This window comes from Zobellella denitrificans (assembly GCF_002237365.1).
GTDB lineage: Bacteria > Pseudomonadota > Gammaproteobacteria > Enterobacterales > Aeromonadaceae > Oceanimonas > Oceanimonas denitrificans.
Map to the genome: position 1 here is coordinate 1 of NZ_NMUO01000040.1, position 19,590 is coordinate 19,590.

Annotated in this window: 16 protein-coding genes, 6 tRNA genes and 1 pseudogene; 17 read left to right on the top strand and 6 right to left on the bottom strand. The window is 64.4% G+C overall.

Annotated elements, in window-relative coordinates; genetic code table 11:
- From CGX12_RS10110 to hemA, 3 genes and pseudogenes are all read right to left on the bottom strand, one after another.
- Positions 1-337 (bottom strand): annotated as a pseudogene (locus CGX12_RS10110) (class I SAM-dependent methyltransferase); the annotation flags it as partial.
- The gene (gene prfA / locus CGX12_RS10115; protein ID WP_094039763.1) at positions 338-1,423 is read right to left on the bottom strand and encodes a peptide chain release factor 1; all 1,086 of its coding nucleotides are present in this window, start codon (positions 1,421-1,423) and stop codon (positions 338-340) included.
- 24 nt (positions 1,424-1,447) lie between these two features.
- A complete protein-coding gene (hemA, locus tag CGX12_RS10120; protein WP_094039764.1) occupies positions 1,448-2,707 on the bottom strand; it encodes a glutamyl-tRNA reductase in 1,260 nt (419 codons plus the stop codon).
- A gap of 123 nt (positions 2,708-2,830) precedes the next feature.
- On the opposite strand from hemA, the gene lolB reads away from it, so the two are divergent.
- The 3 genes from lolB to CGX12_RS10135 all read left to right on the top strand — a co-directional run bounded on the left by lolB (position 2,831) and on the right by CGX12_RS10135 (position 5,477).
- The gene (gene lolB, locus CGX12_RS10125) at positions 2,831-3,409 is read left to right on the top strand and encodes a lipoprotein insertase outer membrane protein LolB (RefSeq protein WP_176442042.1); all 579 of its coding nucleotides are present in this window, start codon (positions 2,831-2,833) and stop codon (positions 3,407-3,409) included.
- Positions 3,406-4,275, top strand: coding sequence for a 4-(cytidine 5'-diphospho)-2-C-methyl-D-erythritol kinase (gene ispE / locus CGX12_RS10130; protein WP_094039765.1), 870 nt, complete (start codon positions 3,406-3,408; stop codon positions 4,273-4,275). Before lolB ends, ispE begins: the two co-directional genes overlap by 4 nt.
- A 254-nt stretch (positions 4,276-4,529) precedes the next feature.
- Entirely contained in the window at positions 4,530-5,477 is a 948-nt protein-coding gene (locus tag CGX12_RS10135) for a ribose-phosphate pyrophosphokinase (protein ID WP_094039766.1), read from the top strand.
- 126 nt (positions 5,478-5,603) lie between these two features.
- On the opposite strand, the gene CGX12_RS10140 is transcribed toward CGX12_RS10135, so the two are convergent.
- The gene (locus CGX12_RS10140; RefSeq protein WP_094039767.1) at positions 5,604-6,332 is read right to left on the bottom strand and encodes a sulfite exporter TauE/SafE family protein; all 729 of its coding nucleotides are present in this window, start codon (positions 6,330-6,332) and stop codon (positions 5,604-5,606) included.
- A 195-nt stretch (positions 6,333-6,527) separates the two neighbouring features.
- Here CGX12_RS10140 and pth point away from each other — a divergent pair, with 195 nt between their 5' ends.
- The 8 genes from pth to CGX12_RS10180 all read left to right on the top strand — a co-directional run bounded on the left by pth (position 6,528) and on the right by CGX12_RS10180 (position 9,171).
- Positions 6,528-7,124, top strand: a complete 597-nt coding sequence (gene pth, locus CGX12_RS10145; RefSeq protein ID WP_094039768.1) for an aminoacyl-tRNA hydrolase — start codon at positions 6,528-6,530, stop codon at positions 7,122-7,124.
- A gap of 16 nt (positions 7,125-7,140) precedes the next feature.
- The gene (ychF, locus tag CGX12_RS10150; protein ID WP_094039769.1) at positions 7,141-8,232 is read left to right on the top strand and encodes a redox-regulated ATPase YchF; all 1,092 of its coding nucleotides are present in this window, start codon (positions 7,141-7,143) and stop codon (positions 8,230-8,232) included.
- Positions 8,233-8,449: 217 nt separating this feature from the next.
- Positions 8,450-8,526: transfer RNA gene (locus CGX12_RS10155), tRNA-Met, on the top strand.
- 6 nt (positions 8,527-8,532) lie between these two features.
- A tRNA-Gln gene (locus CGX12_RS10160) sits at positions 8,533-8,607 on the top strand.
- Positions 8,608-8,729: 122 nt separating this feature from the next.
- Positions 8,730-8,804: transfer RNA gene (locus CGX12_RS10165), tRNA-Gln, on the top strand.
- A gap of 116 nt (positions 8,805-8,920) precedes the next feature.
- A tRNA-Met gene (locus tag CGX12_RS10170) sits at positions 8,921-8,997 on the top strand.
- A 6-nt stretch (positions 8,998-9,003) separates the two neighbouring features.
- Positions 9,004-9,088, top strand: a tRNA-Leu gene (locus CGX12_RS10175).
- 8 nt (positions 9,089-9,096) lie between these two features.
- Positions 9,097-9,171: transfer RNA gene (locus tag CGX12_RS10180), tRNA-Gln, on the top strand.
- A gap of 302 nt (positions 9,172-9,473) precedes the next feature.
- Here CGX12_RS10180 and CGX12_RS10185 read toward each other — a convergent pair.
- A complete protein-coding gene (locus CGX12_RS10185; protein WP_094039770.1) occupies positions 9,474-10,643 on the bottom strand; it encodes an FAD-dependent monooxygenase in 1,170 nt (389 codons plus the stop codon).
- A gap of 162 nt (positions 10,644-10,805) precedes the next feature.
- On the opposite strand from CGX12_RS10185, the gene miaB reads away from it, so the two are divergent.
- The 5 genes from miaB to lnt all read left to right on the top strand — a co-directional run bounded on the left by miaB (position 10,806) and on the right by lnt (position 16,313).
- Positions 10,806-12,236, top strand: coding sequence for a tRNA (N6-isopentenyl adenosine(37)-C2)-methylthiotransferase MiaB (miaB, locus tag CGX12_RS10190; RefSeq protein WP_094039771.1), 1,431 nt, complete (start codon positions 10,806-10,808; stop codon positions 12,234-12,236).
- 165 nt (positions 12,237-12,401) lie between these two features.
- The gene (locus CGX12_RS10195) at positions 12,402-13,436 is read left to right on the top strand and encodes a PhoH family protein (RefSeq protein WP_094039772.1); all 1,035 of its coding nucleotides are present in this window, start codon (positions 12,402-12,404) and stop codon (positions 13,434-13,436) included.
- Complete coding sequence (gene ybeY, locus CGX12_RS10200; protein WP_094039773.1) at positions 13,433-13,900, top strand: rRNA maturation RNase YbeY; 468 nt, start codon at positions 13,433-13,435, stop codon at positions 13,898-13,900. The genes CGX12_RS10195 and ybeY overlap by 4 nt, the downstream gene beginning before the upstream one ends.
- A gap of 8 nt (positions 13,901-13,908) precedes the next feature.
- Positions 13,909-14,790 carry a CNNM family magnesium/cobalt transport protein CorC gene (gene corC, locus CGX12_RS10205; protein ID WP_094039774.1) on the top strand — a complete coding sequence of 294 codons (882 nt, stop codon included), beginning with the start codon at positions 13,909-13,911 and terminating at the stop codon, positions 14,788-14,790.
- Positions 14,790-16,313 (top strand): apolipoprotein N-acyltransferase, encoded by a 1,524-nt coding sequence (gene lnt, locus CGX12_RS10210; RefSeq protein ID WP_094039775.1) that lies wholly within the window; start codon positions 14,790-14,792, stop codon positions 16,311-16,313. The genes corC and lnt overlap by 1 nt, the downstream gene beginning before the upstream one ends.
- Positions 16,314-16,349: 36 nt before the next feature.
- Here the strand turns inward: lnt and CGX12_RS10215 are convergent, their stop codons facing one another.
- Positions 16,350-16,829, bottom strand: coding sequence for a zinc ribbon-containing protein (locus tag CGX12_RS10215; RefSeq protein ID WP_094039776.1), 480 nt, complete (start codon positions 16,827-16,829; stop codon positions 16,350-16,352).
- A gap of 113 nt (positions 16,830-16,942) precedes the next feature.
- On the opposite strand from CGX12_RS10215, the gene leuS reads away from it, so the two are divergent.
- Complete coding sequence (leuS, locus tag CGX12_RS10220; protein WP_094039777.1) at positions 16,943-19,522, top strand: leucine--tRNA ligase; 2,580 nt, start codon at positions 16,943-16,945, stop codon at positions 19,520-19,522.
- Positions 19,523-19,590 lie beyond the last annotated feature (68 nt).

The window sequence follows — 19,590 nt, forward strand, 5'->3', positions numbered from 1 at the left end:
GGGTGGCGGGGCCGGCCGGCAGCCGCGCCAGGGCCGCCTCCACCATGAGTTCGGTATCGGGCCGGGGGATCAGGGTGTCGGGGGAGACCTCGAGCTCCAGCGACCAGAACTCGCGTCGGCCGGTGAGGTGCGCCACCGGCTCGCCTCGTTGCCGCCGGACCACCAGGGCGGCCAGCTCGGCCTGCTCGGCCGGCGTGATCTCGTGTTCCGGCCAGGCCAGCAGGAAACTGCGCGGCTTGCCCAGCACGTGGCACAGCAGCACGTCCACATCCAGGGCGGGCGACTCGCCCCCCGCCAGTTGTTCGCGCAGCCGTTGGCGCAGCTCGGCCAGGGTCATTTACTGTCCCGCCAGGGCGGCCAGCAAGTCGGCCTGGTGCTCCTGCAGTATCGGCTGGGTCAGCATCTCGAGCTGGCCTTCGAGCACTTCGCTCAGCCGGTACAGGGTCAGGTTGATGCGGTGGTCCGACACCCGCCCCTGGGGATAGTTGTAGGTGCGGATGCGATCGGAACGATCGCCGCTGCCGAGCAGGTTGCGGCGGGTGTTCTGCTCCTCGGCCTGGCGTTTGTCCTGCTCCATCTGGGCCAGGCGCGAGGCCAGCACCGCCATGGCCTTGGCCCGGTTCTTGTGCTGGGAGCGCTCGTCCTGGCATTCCACCACCATGCCGGTGGGCAGGTGGGTGATGCGGATGGCGGAGTCGGTCTTGTTGACGTGCTGGCCGCCGGCGCCGGAGGCGCGGAAGGTGTCCACCTTCAGATCCGCCGCGTTGATCTCGGGCACCTCGGCCTCGGGGATCTCGGGCAGCACCGCCACCGTGCAGGCGGAGGTATGGATGCGGCCCTGGGACTCGGTCTCGGGCACCCGCTGCACCCGGTGGCCGCCGGACTCGAACTTGAGCTTGCCGTAGGCGCCGGCCCCCTCGATGCGGGCGATGATTTCCTTGAAGCCGCCATGCTCCCCTTCGCTGGCGCTGACGATCTCGATGCGCCAGCGCCGGGTCTCGGCGTAGCGGCTGTACATGCGGAACAGATCGCCGGCGAAGATGGCCGCCTCGTCGCCGCCGGCCCCGGCGCGGATCTCCAGGAAACAGTTGTTGTCGTCCTTGGGATCCTTGGGCAGCAGCAGGATCTGCAGCTCGCGGCCCAGTTCCTCGATGGCGGACTCGGCGGCGTCGATTTCCTCTTCGGCCATGGCCCTGAGTTCGGCGTCGTCTTCCGCCAGCATTTCCCGCGCACCGGCCAGATCCGCCTCGGCCTGGCGGTAGCGGCGAAAGCAGCCCACCACGTCTTCCAACTGGGCGTACTCCCGGGTCAGGGCCCGGTACTGGTCCTGGTTGTTGATGACGGAGGCCTCGCCCAGCAGCGCCTGCACCTCTTCGTAGCGCTCCTGCAGGCCTTCCAGTTTCTTCAGTATGGATTCGTTCATCTGTGTCTCGCCGCTATGGCCTTGTCAGCGCTGGCCGAGGCCCAGGCTCTGGGCCAGCACGGCCAGGATTTCCTGATCGCCGTCCTTGCCCGCCTGGCTCAGCGCCTGGGTGGGAGTATGGATAAGCTTGTTGGTGAGGCGCCGGGCCAGCTCCCCCATGGTTTTGGCCGGGTCCTCGCCCTGGGCCAGGGCCTGCAGCGCCCGGCCGAGCTCCTGCTCGCGCACGGCGTCGGCCTGGGTGCGGTAGTCGCGGATCAGATCCACCGACTTGAGCGAGCGGAACCAGCCCATGAACTGGTCCCGCTCTTCCAGTATGATGCGCTCGGCCTGGCCGGCCGCGCGCTTGCGGGCCTCCAGGTTCTGCTCGATGATGCCCTGCAGATCGTCCACCGTGTAGAGGTAGGCATCGCTCAGCTCGTCCACCTCGGGTTCGATGTCCCGCGGCACCGCGATGTCCACCAGCAGTATGGGCTTGTGCCGGCGGGCCTTGATCGCCCGCTCCACCATGCCCTTGCCGATGATCGGCAGGGGGCTGGCGGTGGAGCTGATGACGATATCGGCCTGGGGCAGGTAGTCGGGGATCTGCTCCAGGGTCATCACCTCGGCCTCGAACTCCCGGGCCAGGTTCTGGGCCCGCTCCAGGGTGCGGTTGGCAACCATGATGCGCGAAACTGATTGTTCCTTCAGGTGGCGTGCCACCAGTTCCACGGTTTCACCCGCCCCCACCAGCAGCACCTTGGTGCGCCCCAGATCCGAGAAGATGCGCTTGGCCAGGCTGACGGCGGCAAAGGCCACCGACACCGCGCTGGCGCCGATCTCGGTTTCGGTGCGTACCCGCTTGGCCACCGAGAACGACTTCTGGAACAGCCGCTCGAGGATGCCCTTGAGGCTGCCCACCTGGTGCGACTGGTTGTAGGCCTGCTTGATCTGGCCCAGGATCTGTGGTTCGCCCAGCACCAGGGAGTCCAGGCCGCAGGCCACCCGCATCAGGTGACGCACCGCCTCTTCGCCCTGGTGCTGGTACAGGCAGGAGGTCAGCTCGTCCTCGTCCAGGTGGTGGAAGTGCTGCAGCCAGTGGCGCACGGCGTCGCTTTCCCCCCGCTGATCCAGGCAGCAGTAGAGTTCGGTACGGTTGCAGGTGGAAACGATCACCGCCTCCTCCACCCCTCGGGTGTGCATCAGCTCCTGCAGTGCCTTGGGGGCAATATCGGGCCCGAACGCCACCCGCTCGCGCAGGGCGACCGTGGCTGTCTTATGATTGATTCCCAGTACCAGCAGGCTCATGAGGGTTTTCTGCGGCTCACAACATCTTTACGTGTAGCCGGCTATTGTACGAGAAAGGGTAAGGCTTTAAAAGGCGCCGACCTTGCCCTTATACTGGGCCCAAATCTCACCAGGGAGTCTCCCGTGCGCGCCTTAGTCACTGTTTTCCTTCTGCTGTTTCTCTCCGGCTGTGCCTACCGCGCCCAGGAAGCGCCCCCCGGTTCCTGGCAGGCCCAGCAGGCCACCCTGGCCCGGCTGCAGGACTGGCAACTGTCGGCCCGGCTCGGCATCATCACCCCAGACGAGCGCGGCAGCCTCAGCCTGTTCTGGCGCCAGGAACAGGACGATTACCGGATGAACCTGACCAACGTGGTGGGCCGGCGGGTGTTCGACCTCAGCCGCCGCCAGGGCGCCATCCAGCTTACCGACAGCGAGGGGCAGCTGCACTCCGCCGGCAATGCCCGGGACCTGGTGTTCCGCCTGACCGGCTGGGATCTGCCGGTGGAGCAGCTGGCCCACTGGATCAAGGGCCTGCCCGGCGAGGCGGACCAGGTGGAGTACGACGCCGACGGCCGGCCGCAGAGCCTGCGCTCCCACGGCTGGCGGCTCAACTACCTGGGATATACCCGCATCGACGGCCTCTGGCTGCCGAGCCGGCTCGACCTGAGCCACGACACCACCACCCTGCGCCTGGCCATCAACCAGTGGGAGCTGAAACCATGATAGTCCTGCCCGCCCCCGCCAAGCTGAACCTGTTCCTGTACATTACCGGCCGCCGCGACGACGGCTACCACAACCTGCAGACCCTGTTCCAGTTTCTGGATCACGGTGACGAACTCGGCTTCGAGCCGGCCCCCGACGGCGAGCTCAGCCTGAGCCCAGCCCTGCCCGGGGTCGCGCCGGAGCAGAATCTCATCATTCGGGCCGCTCGCCTGCTGCAGAGCAAGACCGGCTGCACCAAGGGCGCACGTATCCACCTGACCAAGCGCCTGCCCATGGGCGGCGGCCTGGGCGGCGGATCCAGCGACGCCGCCACCACCCTGGTGGCACTCAACCGGCTGTGGCAACTGGGCCTGGGCCAGGAGCAACTGGCCAGGCTCGGGCGCCGGCTGGGCGCCGACGTGCCGGTGTTCGTGCGCGGCCGGGCCGCCTTCGCCGAAGGCATTGGCGATATCCTGACGCCGGCGGCCCCGCCCGAGCCCTGGTACCTGGTGCTCCATCCGGGTATCAATGTGGCCACCGCCGCTATCTTCAGCGACCCGGATCTGCCCCGTTCGAGCCTGGTCTTATCCCTGGAACAACGGCTCGCCCAGCCCTGGGAAAACGATTGCGAGGCCCTGGTCAAAAAGCGCCACCCCGAGGTTGCCAAGCTCCTTGGCTGGTTGCTAGAATACGCGCCGTCAAGAATGACGGGCACCGGAGCCTGCATCTTCGCCAGCTTCGACAGCCGGGAAGCGGCCGAAAAGGCCCTGGCAGCGGCCCCGGCGGACAGCGCCGGCTTCGTTGCCAAAGGCTGCAACCAGTCGCCCTTGTTTACCGCCCTGCGGCAACTCAAGGAGGCGGCCCCGTCATCGATTACGGCATCCTAGGCAGCGCTTGCAAGAGAGTGGGGGTGGGCCCGCTTTCTCCCTTATCCCAAGGGCCGATCCGCTGCCGGGCGATGTCTGCAGGACGACACGGCCGCGGCCGGCTCGCCGTCCGGACCATCCGGCCCGGTGCCTGCAAGACACGCTCAGCTCAGAATTCTAAAAAACGGGCTGGATAACGGAACTCGCTTCCGTAATACGGGTTCACGGCCCCGTCCAGTCTCGCCACCCATGAAACAACCCCGAGGTTTTCAACCGTGCCCGACATGAAGCTGTTTGCTGGTAATGCAACGCCGGAACTCGCCCAACGTATCGCCGATCGTCTCTTTATCAAACTGAGTGCAGCCGATGTCGGCCGCTTCAGCGACGGCGAAATCAGCGTACAAATCAACGAAAATGTACGTGGCGGCGATGTCTTCATCATCCAGTCCACCTGCGCGCCCACCAACGACAACCTGATGGAGCTGATCGTGATGGTGGATGCCCTGCGCCGTGCCTCCGCCGGCCGCATTACCGCCGTCATCCCCTACTTTGGCTATGCCCGCCAGGACCGCCGCGTGCGCTCCGCCCGGGTACCGATCACCGCCAAGGTAGTGGCCGACTTCCTGTCCAGCGTGGGTGTCGACCGGGTGCTGACCGTTGACCTGCACGCCGAACAGATCCAGGGCTTCTTCGACGTGCCGGTGGACAACGTCTTCGGTACCCCGGTGCTGCTGGAAGACATGAAAGCCAAGAACCTGGACAACGTGGTGGTGGTCTCCCCCGACATCGGCGGCGTGGTCCGTGCCCGCGCCGTGGCCAAGCTGCTGGACGACACCGACATCGCCATCATCGACAAGCGCCGCCCGCGCGCCAACGTATCCCAGGTGATGCACCTGATCGGTGACGTGGAAGGCCGCGACTGCGTGATCGTCGACGACATGATCGACACCGGCGGCACCCTGTGCAAGGCCGCCGAAGCCCTGAAGAACCATGGCGCCAAGCGGGTGTTCGCCTATGCCACCCACGCCGTCTTCTCCGGCAACGCCGCCCAGAACATCCGCGACTCCGTGATCGACGAGGTGATCATCACCGACTCCGTCCCGCTGACACCGGAAATCGAGGCCCTGACCAAGGTCAAGCAGCTGTCCCTGTCCGGCATGCTGGCCGAAGCCATCCGCCGCATCAGCAACGAAGAGTCCATCTCCGCCATGTTCGAGCATTGATGGCTGGAAGCTGAAAGTCTAGAAAGCCCGCGGATTCGCGGGCTTTTTTATTTCGTGAGGGGTGAGGCGGAAAGCGTGAGGTGCACAGCAACCGGGGGTACGCCTCACCCCTCACCCCTCACCACATTACCCGTAAAAGCGCACAAAATAATAACCGCTCAGGCCGATGCCGAAGGCGACGATGGCCCAGGCCAGCAGCCGGGGCCTGAGGCACACCAGCAGCCGGGCGCCCAGCTTGCCGCCCATCAGATAGCCCAGCGCCAGCAGCAGGCAGGCCCGCCAGTGCACCAGCCCCGACAGGGAATACACCAGGATGGTGGCGCCACTGGCCAGCATCGACAGGTAAAGCTTGATGGCGTGCTGTTGCAGGTTGGAGCCCAGCCGCAGCTGGCCGGTCAGTGCCATCAGCAGCACCCCCAGGCCGCCGCCGAAAAAGCCGCCGTAGAAACTGCCGGCCAGCAGCAACGGCCAGGCCCGCCGCTTCATCCTGAGTGGCCCTTCGAACCCCGACCGGCTCAGCAACTGGCGGGCGTAGAGCAGGCTCACCCCCAGCAGCAGCCAGGGCACCAGGTAGTTGAAGCTGTCGGCGTTGAACTGTACCAGCGTCAGCGCCCCCAGGCCACCGCCACCCAGGCCGATAAGGGTGAGCGCCAGCCAGGGGCCGCTGCCGAGCTGGCGACGCATGCCCCAGAAGGCGCTCAGATAACCAGGCCAGGACGCCACGCTGGCGGTGGCCACGGCACCGGTGCTGGGTACCCCGGCGGCCAGCAACGCCGGCAGGGTGAGGAAGAGGCCGCCACCGGCCAGGGCATTGAGCACCCCGGCAAGCAGGGCCCAGCCGAATAACTCGTACATTTGAGAAGAATCCTGTGACAGGCATCCGTGCAGGAACGACGGGCAACGATGCACCCGGGAAAGCGCGAACAATAACACATGGCATTGTGCACAATGCCGACCATAATACCTATTCCGGCGGATGAAGTCACCGAGGTGGCCATTATTGCCGCTCTTCATTAGAATATGGCGTCATTTTAACGGCCGACTCTGCATATGCACCCTATCGAACTCATCGTCGGGCTGGGTAACCCGGGCCCGGAATACGCCCATACCCGCCACAACGCCGGCGCCTGGTACCTGGCCGAGCTGGCCCGGCTGCACGGTGGCCAGCTCAAGGAAGAAGCCAAGTTTTTCGGCTGGACCGGCCGGGTGCGCATCGCGGGCCGTGACGTCCGCCTGCTGATCCCGGCCACCTTTATGAACCGCTCCGGCAAGGCGGTGGCGGCCATGGCCAACTTCTACCAGATCCCGCCCGAGGCGATACTGGTGGCCCACGACGAACTCGACCTGCCGCCGGGCTCTGCCCGCTTCAAGCAGGGCGGCGGCCACGGCGGCCACAACGGGCTCAAGGACATCATCAGTTGCCTCGGCAACAGCAAGGACTTTTACCGGCTGCGGCTCGGCATCGGTCATCCGGGGCACAAGTCCCAGGTGGCCGGCTTCGTGCTCACCAAGGCGCCGGCGGCCGAGCAGGGCCTGCTCGACGCCGCCGTGGACGAAGCCGTCCGCGCCACCGATATGTTATTCAGTGACGGCATGACCAGGGCGATGAACCGCCTGCATGCCTTCAATGCCGATTCCACCAAGTAATTTTCAGGACACTGTTATGGGTTTCAAATGCGGTATAGTGGGCCTGCCCAACGTGGGCAAATCCACCCTGTTCAACGCGCTGACCAAGGCGGGCATCGAAGCCGCCAACTTCCCCTTCTGCACCATAGAACCGAACACCGGCGTGGTGCCGGTGCCGGACAAGCGCCTCGACGCCCTGGCCGAGATCGTCAAGCCCCAGCGCATCCTGCCCACCACCATGGAATTCGTCGACATCGCCGGCCTGGTGGCGGGTGCCTCCAAGGGCGAGGGCCTGGGCAACAAGTTCCTGGCCAACATCCGTGAAACCGACGCCATCGGCCATGTGGTGCGCTGCTTCGAGAACGACAACATCGTGCACGTGGCGGGCAAGGTGTCACCCCGGCACGACATCGAGGTGATCAACACCGAACTGGCGCTGGCGGATCTGGACACCTGCGAACGGGCCATCCAGCGCAACGCCAAAAAAGCCAAGGGCGGCGACAAGGACGCCAAATTTGAAGTAACGGTGCTGGAGAAGCTGTTGCCGGCCCTGGAGCAGGCCCAGGTACTGCGCAGCGTGGAGCTGACCAAGGAAGAAAAGGCGGCCATCGCCTACCTGAACTTCCTGACCATCAAACCCACCATGTACATCGCCAACGTCAATGAGGACGGCTTCGAGAACAACCCCTACCTGGCCGAGGTGGAAGCCATCGCCGCCGCCGAGCACGCCATAGTGGTGCCGGTGTGCGCCGCCATGGAGTCGGAAATCGCCGAGCTGGACGCGGAAGAAGCCGCCGAGTTCATGGCCGACATGGGCCTGGAAGAGCCGGGACTGAACCGGGTGATCCGCGCCGGTTACCAGTTGCTCAACCTGCAGACCTACTTCACCGCCGGGGTGAAGGAAGTGCGCGCCTGGACCATTCCCGTCGGCGCCACCGCGCCCCAGGCGGCGGGCAAGATCCACACCGACTTCGAGAAGGGCTTTATCCGCGCCCAGACCATCGCCTTCGAGGACTTCATCGCCTACAAGGGCGAGCAGGGCGCCAAGGAAGCGGGCAAGATGCGCTCCGAGGGCAAGGACTACATCGTCAAGGACGGCGACGTGATGAACTTCCTGTTCAACGTCTGACCCGTTCACCACCATTGCCAGAAGGCCGGGCTCATCCCCGGCCTTTTTGTTTTTCGCACAAAAAACCGGCCGCCCTGGCCAGCCCTGCACCACCATGCCTAGTTTCTGGCCAAACGGTTGAGGCTGGCCTATTTTTCGGGAAAAAACGGTTGACGCTCCCGAGCCGGATACGCATAATGCGCCCCGTCCGGTGACGAGCAGTCATCGACAGCAAAGTGGCTATGTAGCTCAGTTGGTTAGAGCACATCACTCATAATGATGGGGTCGCAGGTTCGAATCCCGCCATAGCCACCACTCTGCTGGGGTATCGCCAAGCGGTAAGGCAGCGGGTTTTGATCCCGCCATTCCCAGGTTCGAATCCTGGTACCCCAGCCATTTTTAAGAAGTGGTTGAAGAAAAGCGGGTTTTGCTCCCGGCCTCAGTGCCCAGGTTCAAGGCCAACACCTTCAGCCATTTTCAAGATGGCTGAGATTTTTTATTATCTCTGTTGTCGAAATTGGGGTATCGCCAAGCGGTAAGGCAGCGGGTTTTGATCCCGCCATTCCCAGGTTCGAATCCTGGTACCCCAGCCATTTTACTGTAAAGCTGGATAAACAGCGGGTTTTGCTCCCGGCATCAGTGCCCAGGTTAGTAACTCGGTACCCCAGCCATTTTCAGGAAAACCATTGAGGCGACTCAATGCTTATGTGGCTATGTAGCTCAGTTGGTTAGAGCACATCACTCATAATGATGGGGTCGCAGGTTCGAATCCCGCCATAGCCACCACTCTCAGCGGGAGTGGCGAAATTGGTAGACGCACCAGATTTAGGTTCTGGCGCCGCAAGGTGTGCGAGTTCAAGTCTCGCCTCCCGCACCATTCAAAATTGGGGTATCGCCAAGCGGTAAGGCAGCGGGTTTTGATCCCGCCATTCCCAGGTTCGAATCCTGGTACCCCAGCCATATCGAAAGCAAGAAGCCGGCCTCTGTGCCGGCTTTTTGTTTATCGACATCAGGAGCCACGGGGTTTGATCCCGGCACCGTGCCCAGGTTCGAATCCTGGTACCCCAGCCATATTGAAAGCAAGAAGCCGGCCTCTGTGCCGGCTTTTTGTTTTACCGCCCCATAAGCTCCATTGCCGTAATAAGGTCGACTGAAGTCGACCCTACCAACACATCCCACTCCTGCTTTCACAAGAATGGCGCAGCCTTCAGCAGCACCGCTGGCGTGTCTTCCAGCGTCCAGCTTACGGCTTACGGCTGCCCTTACAACCCCATGGCGTATTTCATCACCCGGTTTTTCAGCGGACCGCTGTGCTGGGCCGCCTTCAGCCCCAGGTTGCGCAGCAGTTTAAGCGGCGGCAGATCGTTGCTGAAGGTCTGGTAGAACAGATCCATGGCGCCCTGCATCAAGAGGTTGTCGGGCCGGCGCCGGCATTCATAACGCGCCAGCAGTTCGGGGGCGGCGAAGTCCCGGCCCGCCTCCACCGCCCGGTGCACCAGTTCGCTCAGACAGGCCACGTCCTTGAAGCCGAGGTTGACGCCCTGCCCCGCCAGCGGGTTGATGGTGTGGGCCGCGTCTCCCAGCAGCACCACGGCGCCCTTCACATACTGGTTGGCGTGGCGGCGGCGCAGGGGAAAGTGTCCCTTGTCCAGCACCCGCACCGGCCCCAGCCGGGGCGGGAAGTGAACGGCGATTTGCTCCGCCAGGACGGCGTTGTCCAGCTGCGCCAGCACCTTGATGCGCTCTTTGTCGTCGTACCAGACCAGGGAGGCGTGCTCCCCGCCAAGCGGCAGCAGGGCCCGCGGGCCGGAAGGACTGAACTGCTGCCAGGTCATGTCCTGCTCGATGCCCTCCCCCGCCACGCTGATCAGCATGCAGTGCTGGGCATAATCCCAGGCGGTGACCCCGATGCGGGCAAAGCCACGGGTGCGCGACTCGGCGCCGTCGCAGGCCAGCACCAGCCGGGCCCGCAGCCGTTGACCGCTCTCCAGCACCAGCTCGGCGCCATCCTCCCCCTGGCTCAACCCGGCCAGGCCATCGGGGCAGTCGAACACCACGTTGCGCCACTGGGCCAGGGCCTGCCAGAGGCCGAGCTGGATGACCCGGTTTTCCACCATAAAGCCCAGGTGGTCGCAGTCCTGCTCCCGGGCCTCGAAGCGGGTGGCAAAGCCTTCCCATTCGCTCGCCTCCAGCCCCCGGTAGGGCCAGGCCCGCATGGCCAGGATGGCGTCCCAGGCGCCGGCCTGCTGCAACAGCCGCACCGAGGCGGCGCTGATGGCGGAGATGCGCAGGTCAAACGCCTGCCCGGGTTCGAAGGCGGCGGGCGCCCTGGCTTCGATAACCCGGATGCTCAGGCCGCTGGGCGCCAGCAAGGCCGCCGCCAGGGCGCCGACCATGCCGCCGCCGACAATGGCGATATCACAGTGTTGCATCGTATAACCTCTGGATTTTTGAGCCATTCTACCGCAAATGCGGCGTCATTTCGGCATCGTTCTGGCCCCGTCGGCGCTGGATATTATCTGGTCACTGCCGGTAGAAAAGAGTAGAATCCCCGGTCCAAAACGCATGTCCCTTGCCGTAATTCAAAGAGTGCCATGAGCAAAAAACTTCATATCAAGACCTGGGGCTGTCAGATGAACGAGTACGATTCATCCAAGATGGCCGATCTGCTGGACGCCAGCCACGGCTACCAGCTCACCGAGGAAGCGGAAGAGGCCGATGTGCTGCTGCTCAACACCTGCTCCATCCGCGAAAAGGCCCAGGAGAAGGTGTTCCACCAGCTCGGCCGCTGGCGGCCGCTGAAAGAAGCCAACCCCCGTCTGGTGATCGGCGTGGGCGGCTGCGTCGCCTCCCAGGAAGGTGAAGCCATCCGCTCCCGCGCGCCCTTCGTGGACATCGTGTTCGGGCCCCAGACCCTGCACCGGCTGCCGGCCATGATCAAGTCCGTGCTTGAGGGCCGCGGCGCCCAGGTGGACGTGAGCTTCCCCGAGATCGAAAAATTCGACCGCCTGCCCGAGCCCAGGGCCGAAGGCGCCACCGCCTTCGTGTCCATCATGGAAGGCTGCTCCAAGTACTGCTCCTTCTGCGTGGTACCCTATACCCGCGGCGAGGAAGTGAGCCGGCCGCTCGACGACGTGCTCTATGAAATCGCCCAGCTCGCCGAGCAGGGCGTGCGCGAGGTCAACCTGCTGGGCCAGAACGTCAACGCCTACCGGGGCGAGACCCATGACGGCGACATCTGCAGCTTCGCCGAGCTGCTGCGCCTGGTGGCGGCCATCGACGGCATCGACCGCATCCGCTACACCACCAGCCACCCCATCGAATTCACCGACGACATCATCGAGGTGTACAAGGACACCCCCGAGCTGGTCAGCTTCCTGCACCTGCCGGTGCAGAGCGGCTCGGATCGCATCCTCACCCTGATGAAGCGGCCGCACACTGCCCTGGAATACAAATCCAAGATCCGCAAGCTGCGCGCGGCCCGGCCCGACATCACCATCAGCTCCGACTTTATCATCGGCTTCCCCGGGGAAGAGGCGGAAGACTTCGAGAAGACCATGAAGCTTATCGAGGACGTGGGCTTCGACATGAGCTTCAGCTTTATCTTCAGCCCCCGCCCGGGCACCCCGGCCGCCGATCTGCCCGACGACGTGCCGATGGAGGAGAAAAAGGAGCGGCTGTACCGGCTGCAGAATGTGATCAACAACCAGGCCCAGCAGATCAGCCGGCAGATGCTGGGGTCCACCCAGCGCATCCTGGTGGAAGGCCCCTCCAAGCTCAACCCCATGGAGCTGCGCGGCCGCACCGAGAATAACCGGGTGGTCAACTTCGAAGGGCCCCATCGCCTTATCGGCGGCTTCGCCGACGTGGAGATCACCGAGGTGATGCCCCACAGCCTGCGCGGTACCTTGCTGCGCGGCGAGGACGAGATGGATCTGCGGGTGCAGGTGTCACCCCAAAGCATCCTCTCCCGCCGCCCCGACGGCGTGGCCGACGAGGTCGGCGTGGCGACCTTTACCCCTTAACGACAGCTGGAAGCTGGAAGCCGGAAGCCGTTGGCGCAGGAATAGCGATTGACAACGGCTTCCTGACATCAAAAGCTATTCTAGCTTCTAGCTTCTAGCTTCTAGCTTCTAGCTTCTAGCTTCTAGCTTCCAGCTTCCAGCTTCCGGCTTTTGAAAGGAGTTACCTTGACCCCCAACGTCACCCATCTGGAACTCGAACTGCAACCGGCGGACGGCCAGCGCCTGGCCAGCCTGTGCGGCCCCTTCGACGACAACCTCAAGCAACTGGAGCGCCGCCTGGGCGTGGAGATCAACTACCACAACCAGCACTTCCAGATCCTGGGGCCGACCCACCTGGCCCAGGTCACCGGCGAGCTGCTCAAGCGGCTCTATGTGGAGACCCAGCCGGTCAAGGGCCAGGCCGTGCCCGACGTCACCCCCGAGCAGGTCCATCTCGCCATCAAGGAGAGCCGGGTGCTGGAGCAGGATGCCGAGCCCGACAGCGGCTACCAGTACGGCAAGGAAGTGACCATCAAGACCAAGCGGGGCATGATCAAGCCGCGCACCCCCAACCAGGCCCAGTACGTGGCCCATATCCTGAGCCACGACATCACCTTCGGCATAGGCCCGGCCGGCACCGGCAAGACCTACCTGGCGGTGGCCGCCGCGGTGGACGCCCTGGAGCGCCAGGAGATCCGCCGCATCCTGCTGACCCGGCCGGCGGTGGAAGCGGGCGAGAAGCTCGGCTTTCTGCCCGGGGATCTGAGCCAGAAGGTCGACCCCTACCTGCGCCCCCTGTACGACGCCCTGTTCGAGATGCTGGGCTTCGAGCGGGTGGAGAAGCTTATCGAGCGCAACGTCATCGAAGTGGCGCCGCTCGCCTACATGCGCGGCCGCACCCTGAACGACGCCTTTATCATCCTGGACGAAAGCCAGAACACCACGGTCGAACAGATGAAGATGTTCCTGACCCGCATCGGCTTCAATTCCAAGGCGGTGATCACCGGCGATATCACCCAGATCGACCTGCCGCGCAATGCCAAGTCCGGCCTGCGCCACGCCATCGAGGTGCTGAGCGAGGTCGAGGGGCTGTCGTTCAATTTCTTCCGCGCCGAGGACGTGGTGCGGCACCCGGTGGTGGCCCGCATCGTGCGCGCCTACGAGGCCTTCGACGAACAGCAGAAACGCGAACGTCATCCCGATGAGGACAAGAAAGCATGACCCTGTGGCTGGATCTGCAAATCGCCTGCGATGAGGCCCCCGGCCTGCCGGGCGAGCAGGAATTCGAACGCTGGCTGAGCGCGGCGCTGGCCGGCGAGCGCATGGATGCCGAAGTCACGGTACGGCTGGTGGACGAGGCGGAAAGCCGCGAACTCAACCGGGACTATCGCGGCAAGGATTATGCCACCAATGTGCTGTCCTTTCCGTTCGAGGCGCCGCCGGGCATCGATCTGCCCCTGCTGGGCGATCTGGTGATCTGCCGCCAGGTGGTGGAGCGGGAGGCGGTGGAGCAGAACAAACCGTTGCAATCCCACTGGGCGCACATGGTGGTGCACGGCTGCTTGCATTTACTCGGCTTTGACCATATTAAGGATGACGAAGCCGAGATAATGGAATCCAAAGAGATAGCGATCCTGGCCGGTCTGGGCATCGCCAATCCCTATCAAGACGACGAGGAAGGTTAACGAAGTCCATGAGCGACGACAATTCGAACTCAGAAAACGGTTCGTCCAGCAAGAAAAACTGGCTTGAGCGACTCGGCCAGCTTTTTCAGGGCGAACCGAAGAGCCGTGAAGAACTGGTGGAAGTGATTATGGATGCGGGCGAGCGCGAGCTTATCGACCAGGACACCCAGGACATGATCGAGGGGGTGCTGGAGGTGAGCGAGCTCAGGGTGAGGGACATCATGATCCCCCGCTCCCAGATGGTGACGGTAGAAAAGTCCCAGCCGGTGTCCAGCTTCCTGCCCATGATCATCGAGTCCACCCACTCCCGCTTTCCCGTGGTCAACGAAGACAAGGATCACATCGAAGGCATACTGCTGGCCAAGGACCTGCTGCAATACGGCTTCGGCCTCACCGACGAGCCCTTCGCCATCGAAAAGGTGCTGCGTCCGGCGGTGGTGGTGCCCGAGAGCAAGCGGCTCGACAAGCTGCTCAAGGAATTCCGGGAAGAACGCTACCACATGGCCATAGTGGTGGACGAGTTCGGCGGCGTCTCCGGCCTGGTCACCATCGAGGACATCCTCGAGCTTATCGTCGGTGACATCGAAGACGAGTACGACGCCGAGGAAAGCGCCGAAATCCGCCAGATCAGCAAGCGGGTCTACGCGGTGGCGGCGCTCACCGACATCGAGGACTTCAACGAATTCTTCCATACCCACTTCAGCGACGAAGAGGCCGACACCGTCGGCGGCATGGTGATGCACGCCTTCGGCCACCTGCCGGCCAAGGGCGAACAGGTCGAGATCGAGGGCTTCGTGTTCAAGGTCGCCCACGCGGATCGTCGACGCCTGCTGCAGTTGCAGGTTAAGATACCGGACAGTCAGGAAACCTCCTCCTCGGAGCCAGCATAGTGCGCACCTTGTTGCCAACCTTCGGGGCCCTGCTCAGCGGGGCCCTCGGCGTTTTAGCCTTCAGCCCCTTCGACCTCTGGCCGCTGGCCCTGGTGTCGCTGCTCGGCCTCTTTCTCGCCACCCAGAGCGCCACCCCGGCCGTCGCCGCCAGGCGAGGCTTCGCCTGGGCCTTAGGGCTCTTCCTGCCGGGACTGTGGTGGATCCATGTCAGCATGACCATGTTCGGCGGCCTGCCGCTGCCGGCCGCCTTTTTCCTGGTGGCGCTGCTGGCCGCCTACCTCAGCCTCTATACCGCTGCCGCCTGCTGGCTGGGCCAGCGCCTGGTGCCTTCGCCGGCCCTGCGGGTGCTGCTGGTGCTGCCGGCCCTGCTGGTGGCGGCCGACTGGCTGCGCGGCTGGGTGATGACCGGCTTCCCCGGGCTGTGGTTCGGCTACAGCCAGCTGGAAGGGCCATTGGCCGGGCTGGCGCCGGTGCTGGGGGTGCAGGGCATCAGCTGGCTGCTGTGCTTTTCCGCCGGCGCCCTCTGGCTGCTCGGCCGTCGCCGGTGGTGGCCGGGGCTGGCCGCCCTGACGCTGTGGACGGCGGTGCTGGGCCTGGGCCAGATCCAGTGGGTCAGCCCAACCCAGAGCAGCCGCTTCGCCCTGGTGCAGGGCAATATCGAACAGTCGCTCAAGTGGATACCGGGCCAGTTGGAACTGAGCCTTGAGCGCCATCTGGGCCTTACCCTGCCGGAGCAGGACGCCGACCTGGTGATCTGGCCCGAATCGGCCCTGCCGTCCTCCGAGCAGCACCTGGCACCCTGGCTGAACGAGGTGGACGCCCTGATGCGGGAGCGGGGCCAGAGCCTGCTGACCGGCATCGTCTCCCGCCCCGGCGACGGCGAGGTCTACAATGCGGTCATCGCCCTGGGTCAGAGCCCGGTCCCCTACGGACCGGGTCACGGCAACCGCTACTACAAGCAGCAACTGGTGCCCATCGGCGAGTTCGTGCCCTTCGGCGACCTGCTGCGCCCGCTCGCGCCCTTCTTCGATCTGCCCATGTCGTCCTTCTCCCGGGGCGAGCCGGAGCAGCCGGATCTGGACGCCGCCGGCCGCCACTTCAGCGTGGCCATCTGCTACGAGGTCGCCTTTCCGGGGCTGGTGCGGGCCAACATGAAGCCGGATACCGACTACCTGCTGACGGTGTCCAACGACACCTGGTTCGGCCAGTCCATCGGCCCCTGGCAGCACCAGCAGATCGCCCGCATGCGCGCCCTGGAGCTGGGCCGGCCGCTGATCCGCGCCACCAACAATGGGGTCACCCTGGTCACCGACGAGAAGGGCCGTATTACCGCCAGCCTGCCCCAGTTCGAGCCGGGCGTGCTGCGCGCCGAGGTGACCGGCATGACCGGCCTCACCCCCTATGCCCGCTTCGGCAGCGCGCCCCTGGTGGCCTGGCTGGCCCTCAGCCTGCTGCTGGCCGGGGCCTACGGCCGGCGCCGGCAGCCCGCCTGGCGGCTGGAAGGAAGACGGCTGTTCAAGTAGGAACGGTGGCGGCGGCCGTGCCGCCCCACGCCCGGCTCAGGGCCGCAGGGGCCGGCGGATAAAGGTGTCGTGGCCGCATTCCAGGCAGGTGGTCAACACCTCGGGGTGACTGATCTCGTGGACGTGGGCGCACAGGGTGCAGTCATACAGGCCCGGGCCCACTACCTCGCCGGCCCGGTATTCGCCGTTGTGCTCCAGATCCTGCACGAATTCCCGCCATTCCAGCTGGCTTTTGTCGGTGGCATTGGCCAGCCACCCCCACACCGTCTCACGGATCCGCCGGTAAAACAGGCTGTCCCTGAACTCCTCGCCGCTGTACTCGGCCAGGTCCCTCTTCACGTACTCGGCGATCAGCGCCAGCTCGTCCTTGGTCAGGTCCCCGGCCGCCTCCATGTAGGCCTGGGTCTTCTCCACCATCTCCTTGATGGTGGTGTTCTCGGCCGCCTCCCACTGCCGGTGCAGCTCCTCCACAAAAGCCTCGTAACCCTTCCTGTGCTTGTCGTCTTTTTCACTCATGGCAGTTTCCTCCGTCGAGCCGGGGCGGCTATTGTTGCTTGTTACCCCCTGGGGTATTCTATGCCGATTTATCCTGTGTGTTAGCACCCAATTCACGGAACCGGATGTCACCGATGCAAGAGCAATACAATCCCCAGAACATTGAGCCCGAAGTGCAACGCTTTTGGGCCGAGCAGCAGACCTTCAAGGCAACCGAGCAGCCGGGCAAGGACAAATTCTATTGCCTGTCCATGTTCCCCTACCCCTCAGGTCGGCTACATATGGGGCATGTGCGTAACTACACCATAGGTGACGTCATCTCCCGTTATCAACGGCTGCAGGGCAAAAATGTGCTGCAACCCATCGGCTGGGACGCCTTCGGCCTGCCTGCCGAAAACGCCGCCATCAACAACAAGACGGCCCCGGCCCCCTGGACTTACGAAAACATCGACTACATGAAGAACCAGCTCAAGCGGCTGGGCTTCGGCTACGACTGGGATCGGGAGCTGGCCACCTGCACCCCCGAGTACTACCGCTGGGAACAGTGGTTTTTCACCAAGCTGTATGACAAGGGCCTGGTGTACAAGAAGACCTCCTCGGTCAACTGGTGCCCCAACGACGAAACCGTGCTGGCCAACGAGCAGGTCAACGACGGCTGCTGCTGGCGCTGCGACACCCCGGTGGAGCAGAAGGAAATTCCCCAGTGGTTCATCAAGATCACCGACTACGCGGAAGAGCTGCTCAACGACATCGAGACGCTGGACGGCTGGCCCGAGCAGGTCAAGACCATGCAGCGCAACTGGATCGGCCGCAGCGAGGGGGTAACCCTGCGCTTCGCGGTGGACGGCCAGGATGAGGGCCTAGAGGTCTACACCACCCGCCCCGACACCCTGTTCGGGGTGACCTACGTGGGCGTGGCCGCCGCCCATCCGCTGGCCGCCCGCGCCGCCGAGCACAACCCCGAGCTCGCCGCCTTTATCGAGGAGTGCAAGCACCACAAGGTGGCGGAGGCCGAGATGGCCACCATGGAAAAGAAGGGCATGGCCACCGGCTTCTACGCGGTGCACCCGCTCACCGGCAAGCAGGTGCCCATCTGGGTCGCCAACTTCGTGCTGATGGACTACGGCTCCGGTGCCGTCATGGCGGTGCCCGCCCATGACCAGCGCGACTACGAGTTCGCCACCAAATACGGCCTGGACATAGTGCCGGTGATCAAACCCGCCGACGGCAGCGAGCTCGACATCGGCGAGGCCGCCTACACCGAAAAAGGCGTGCTGTTCGACTCGGGCGAGTTCAGCGGCCTGACCTTCGAGCAGGCCTTCGACGCCATCGCCGGCGCCCTGGCGGAAAAAGGCCTGGGCCGCAAAACGGTCAACTACCGCCTGCGCGACTGGGGGGTGAGCCGCCAGCGCTACTGGGGTGCGCCCATCCCCATGCTCAACCTGGAAGACGGCTCCGTGGTCGGCGCCCCGGAAGAGACCCTGCCGGTGGTGCTGCCGGAAGACGTGGTGATGGACGGCATCAAGAGCCCGATCAAGGCCGATCCCGACTGGGCCAAAGCCAGTTACCATGGCCAGCCGGCCCTGCGCGAAACCGACACCTTCGACACCTTTATGGAGTCCTCCTGGTACTACGCCCGCTACTGCAGCCCCGACTACGATCAGGGCATGCTGGACGTGGACAAGGCCAACTACTGGCTGCCGGTGGATCAGTACATCGGCGGTATCGAGCACGCCTGCATGCACCTGCTGTACGCCCGCTTCTTCCACAAGCTGCTGCGCGACACCGGCCTGGTCGAGTCCGACGAGCCGTTCAAGCGCCTGCTGTGCCAGGGCATGGTGCTGGCCGACGCCTTCTATTACACCGATGACAAGGGCGGCCGGACCTGGGTCAGCCCGCTGGACGTGACCGTCGAGCGGGACGAGAAGGGTCGTATCAAGCGCGCCGTGGACCAGGAAGGCCGCGAGCTGGTACACACCGGCATGACCAAGATGTCCAAGTCCAAGAACAACGGCATCGATCCCCAGGTGATGGTGGACCGCTACGGCGCCGACACCGTGCGCCTGTTCATGATGTTCGCCTCCCCCGCCGATCTCACCCTGGAGTGGTCCGACTCCGGCGTCGAGGGCGCCCAGCGCTTCCTCAAGCGGCTGTGGAAGCTGGTGTACGAGCACCAGGCCCGCGGCCCGGTGGCGGCGCTCGATCTGGCCCGCCTCGACAACGGTCAGAAGGCCCTGCGTCGGGAGCTGCACAAGACCATCAACAAGGTGAGCGACGACGTGGGCCGCCGCCAGACCTTCAACACCGCCATCGCCGCCATCATGGAGCTGATGAACCAGCTGGCCCGGGTGGACATGGACGACGAACAGAACCGCGCCCTGCTGCAGGAAGCGCTGGAAGCCGTGGTGGTGATGCTGCATCCCATAGCGCCCCATGCCTGTTTCGCGCTGTGGCAGGCCCTGGGCCATGAGGACATCGACCACGCCAGCTGGCCGGTGGCCGACGCCGAAGCCCTGGTGGAGGACGAAAAACTGGTGGTGGTGCAGGTCAACGGCAAGGTGCGCGGCAAGGTGACCGTGGCCGCCGACGCCGATCAGACCGCGGTGGAAGCCGCCGGCAAGGCCGAGGACAACGTGGCCCGCCACCTGGACGGCAAGACCATCCGCAAGGTGATCTACGTGCCCGGCAAACTGCTGAATATCGTGGCGAACTAAAAGCTGGAAGCTGGAAGCTGGAAGCTGGAAGCTGGAAAAGGAGTGCATAACGGCTTGATTATTCAAGC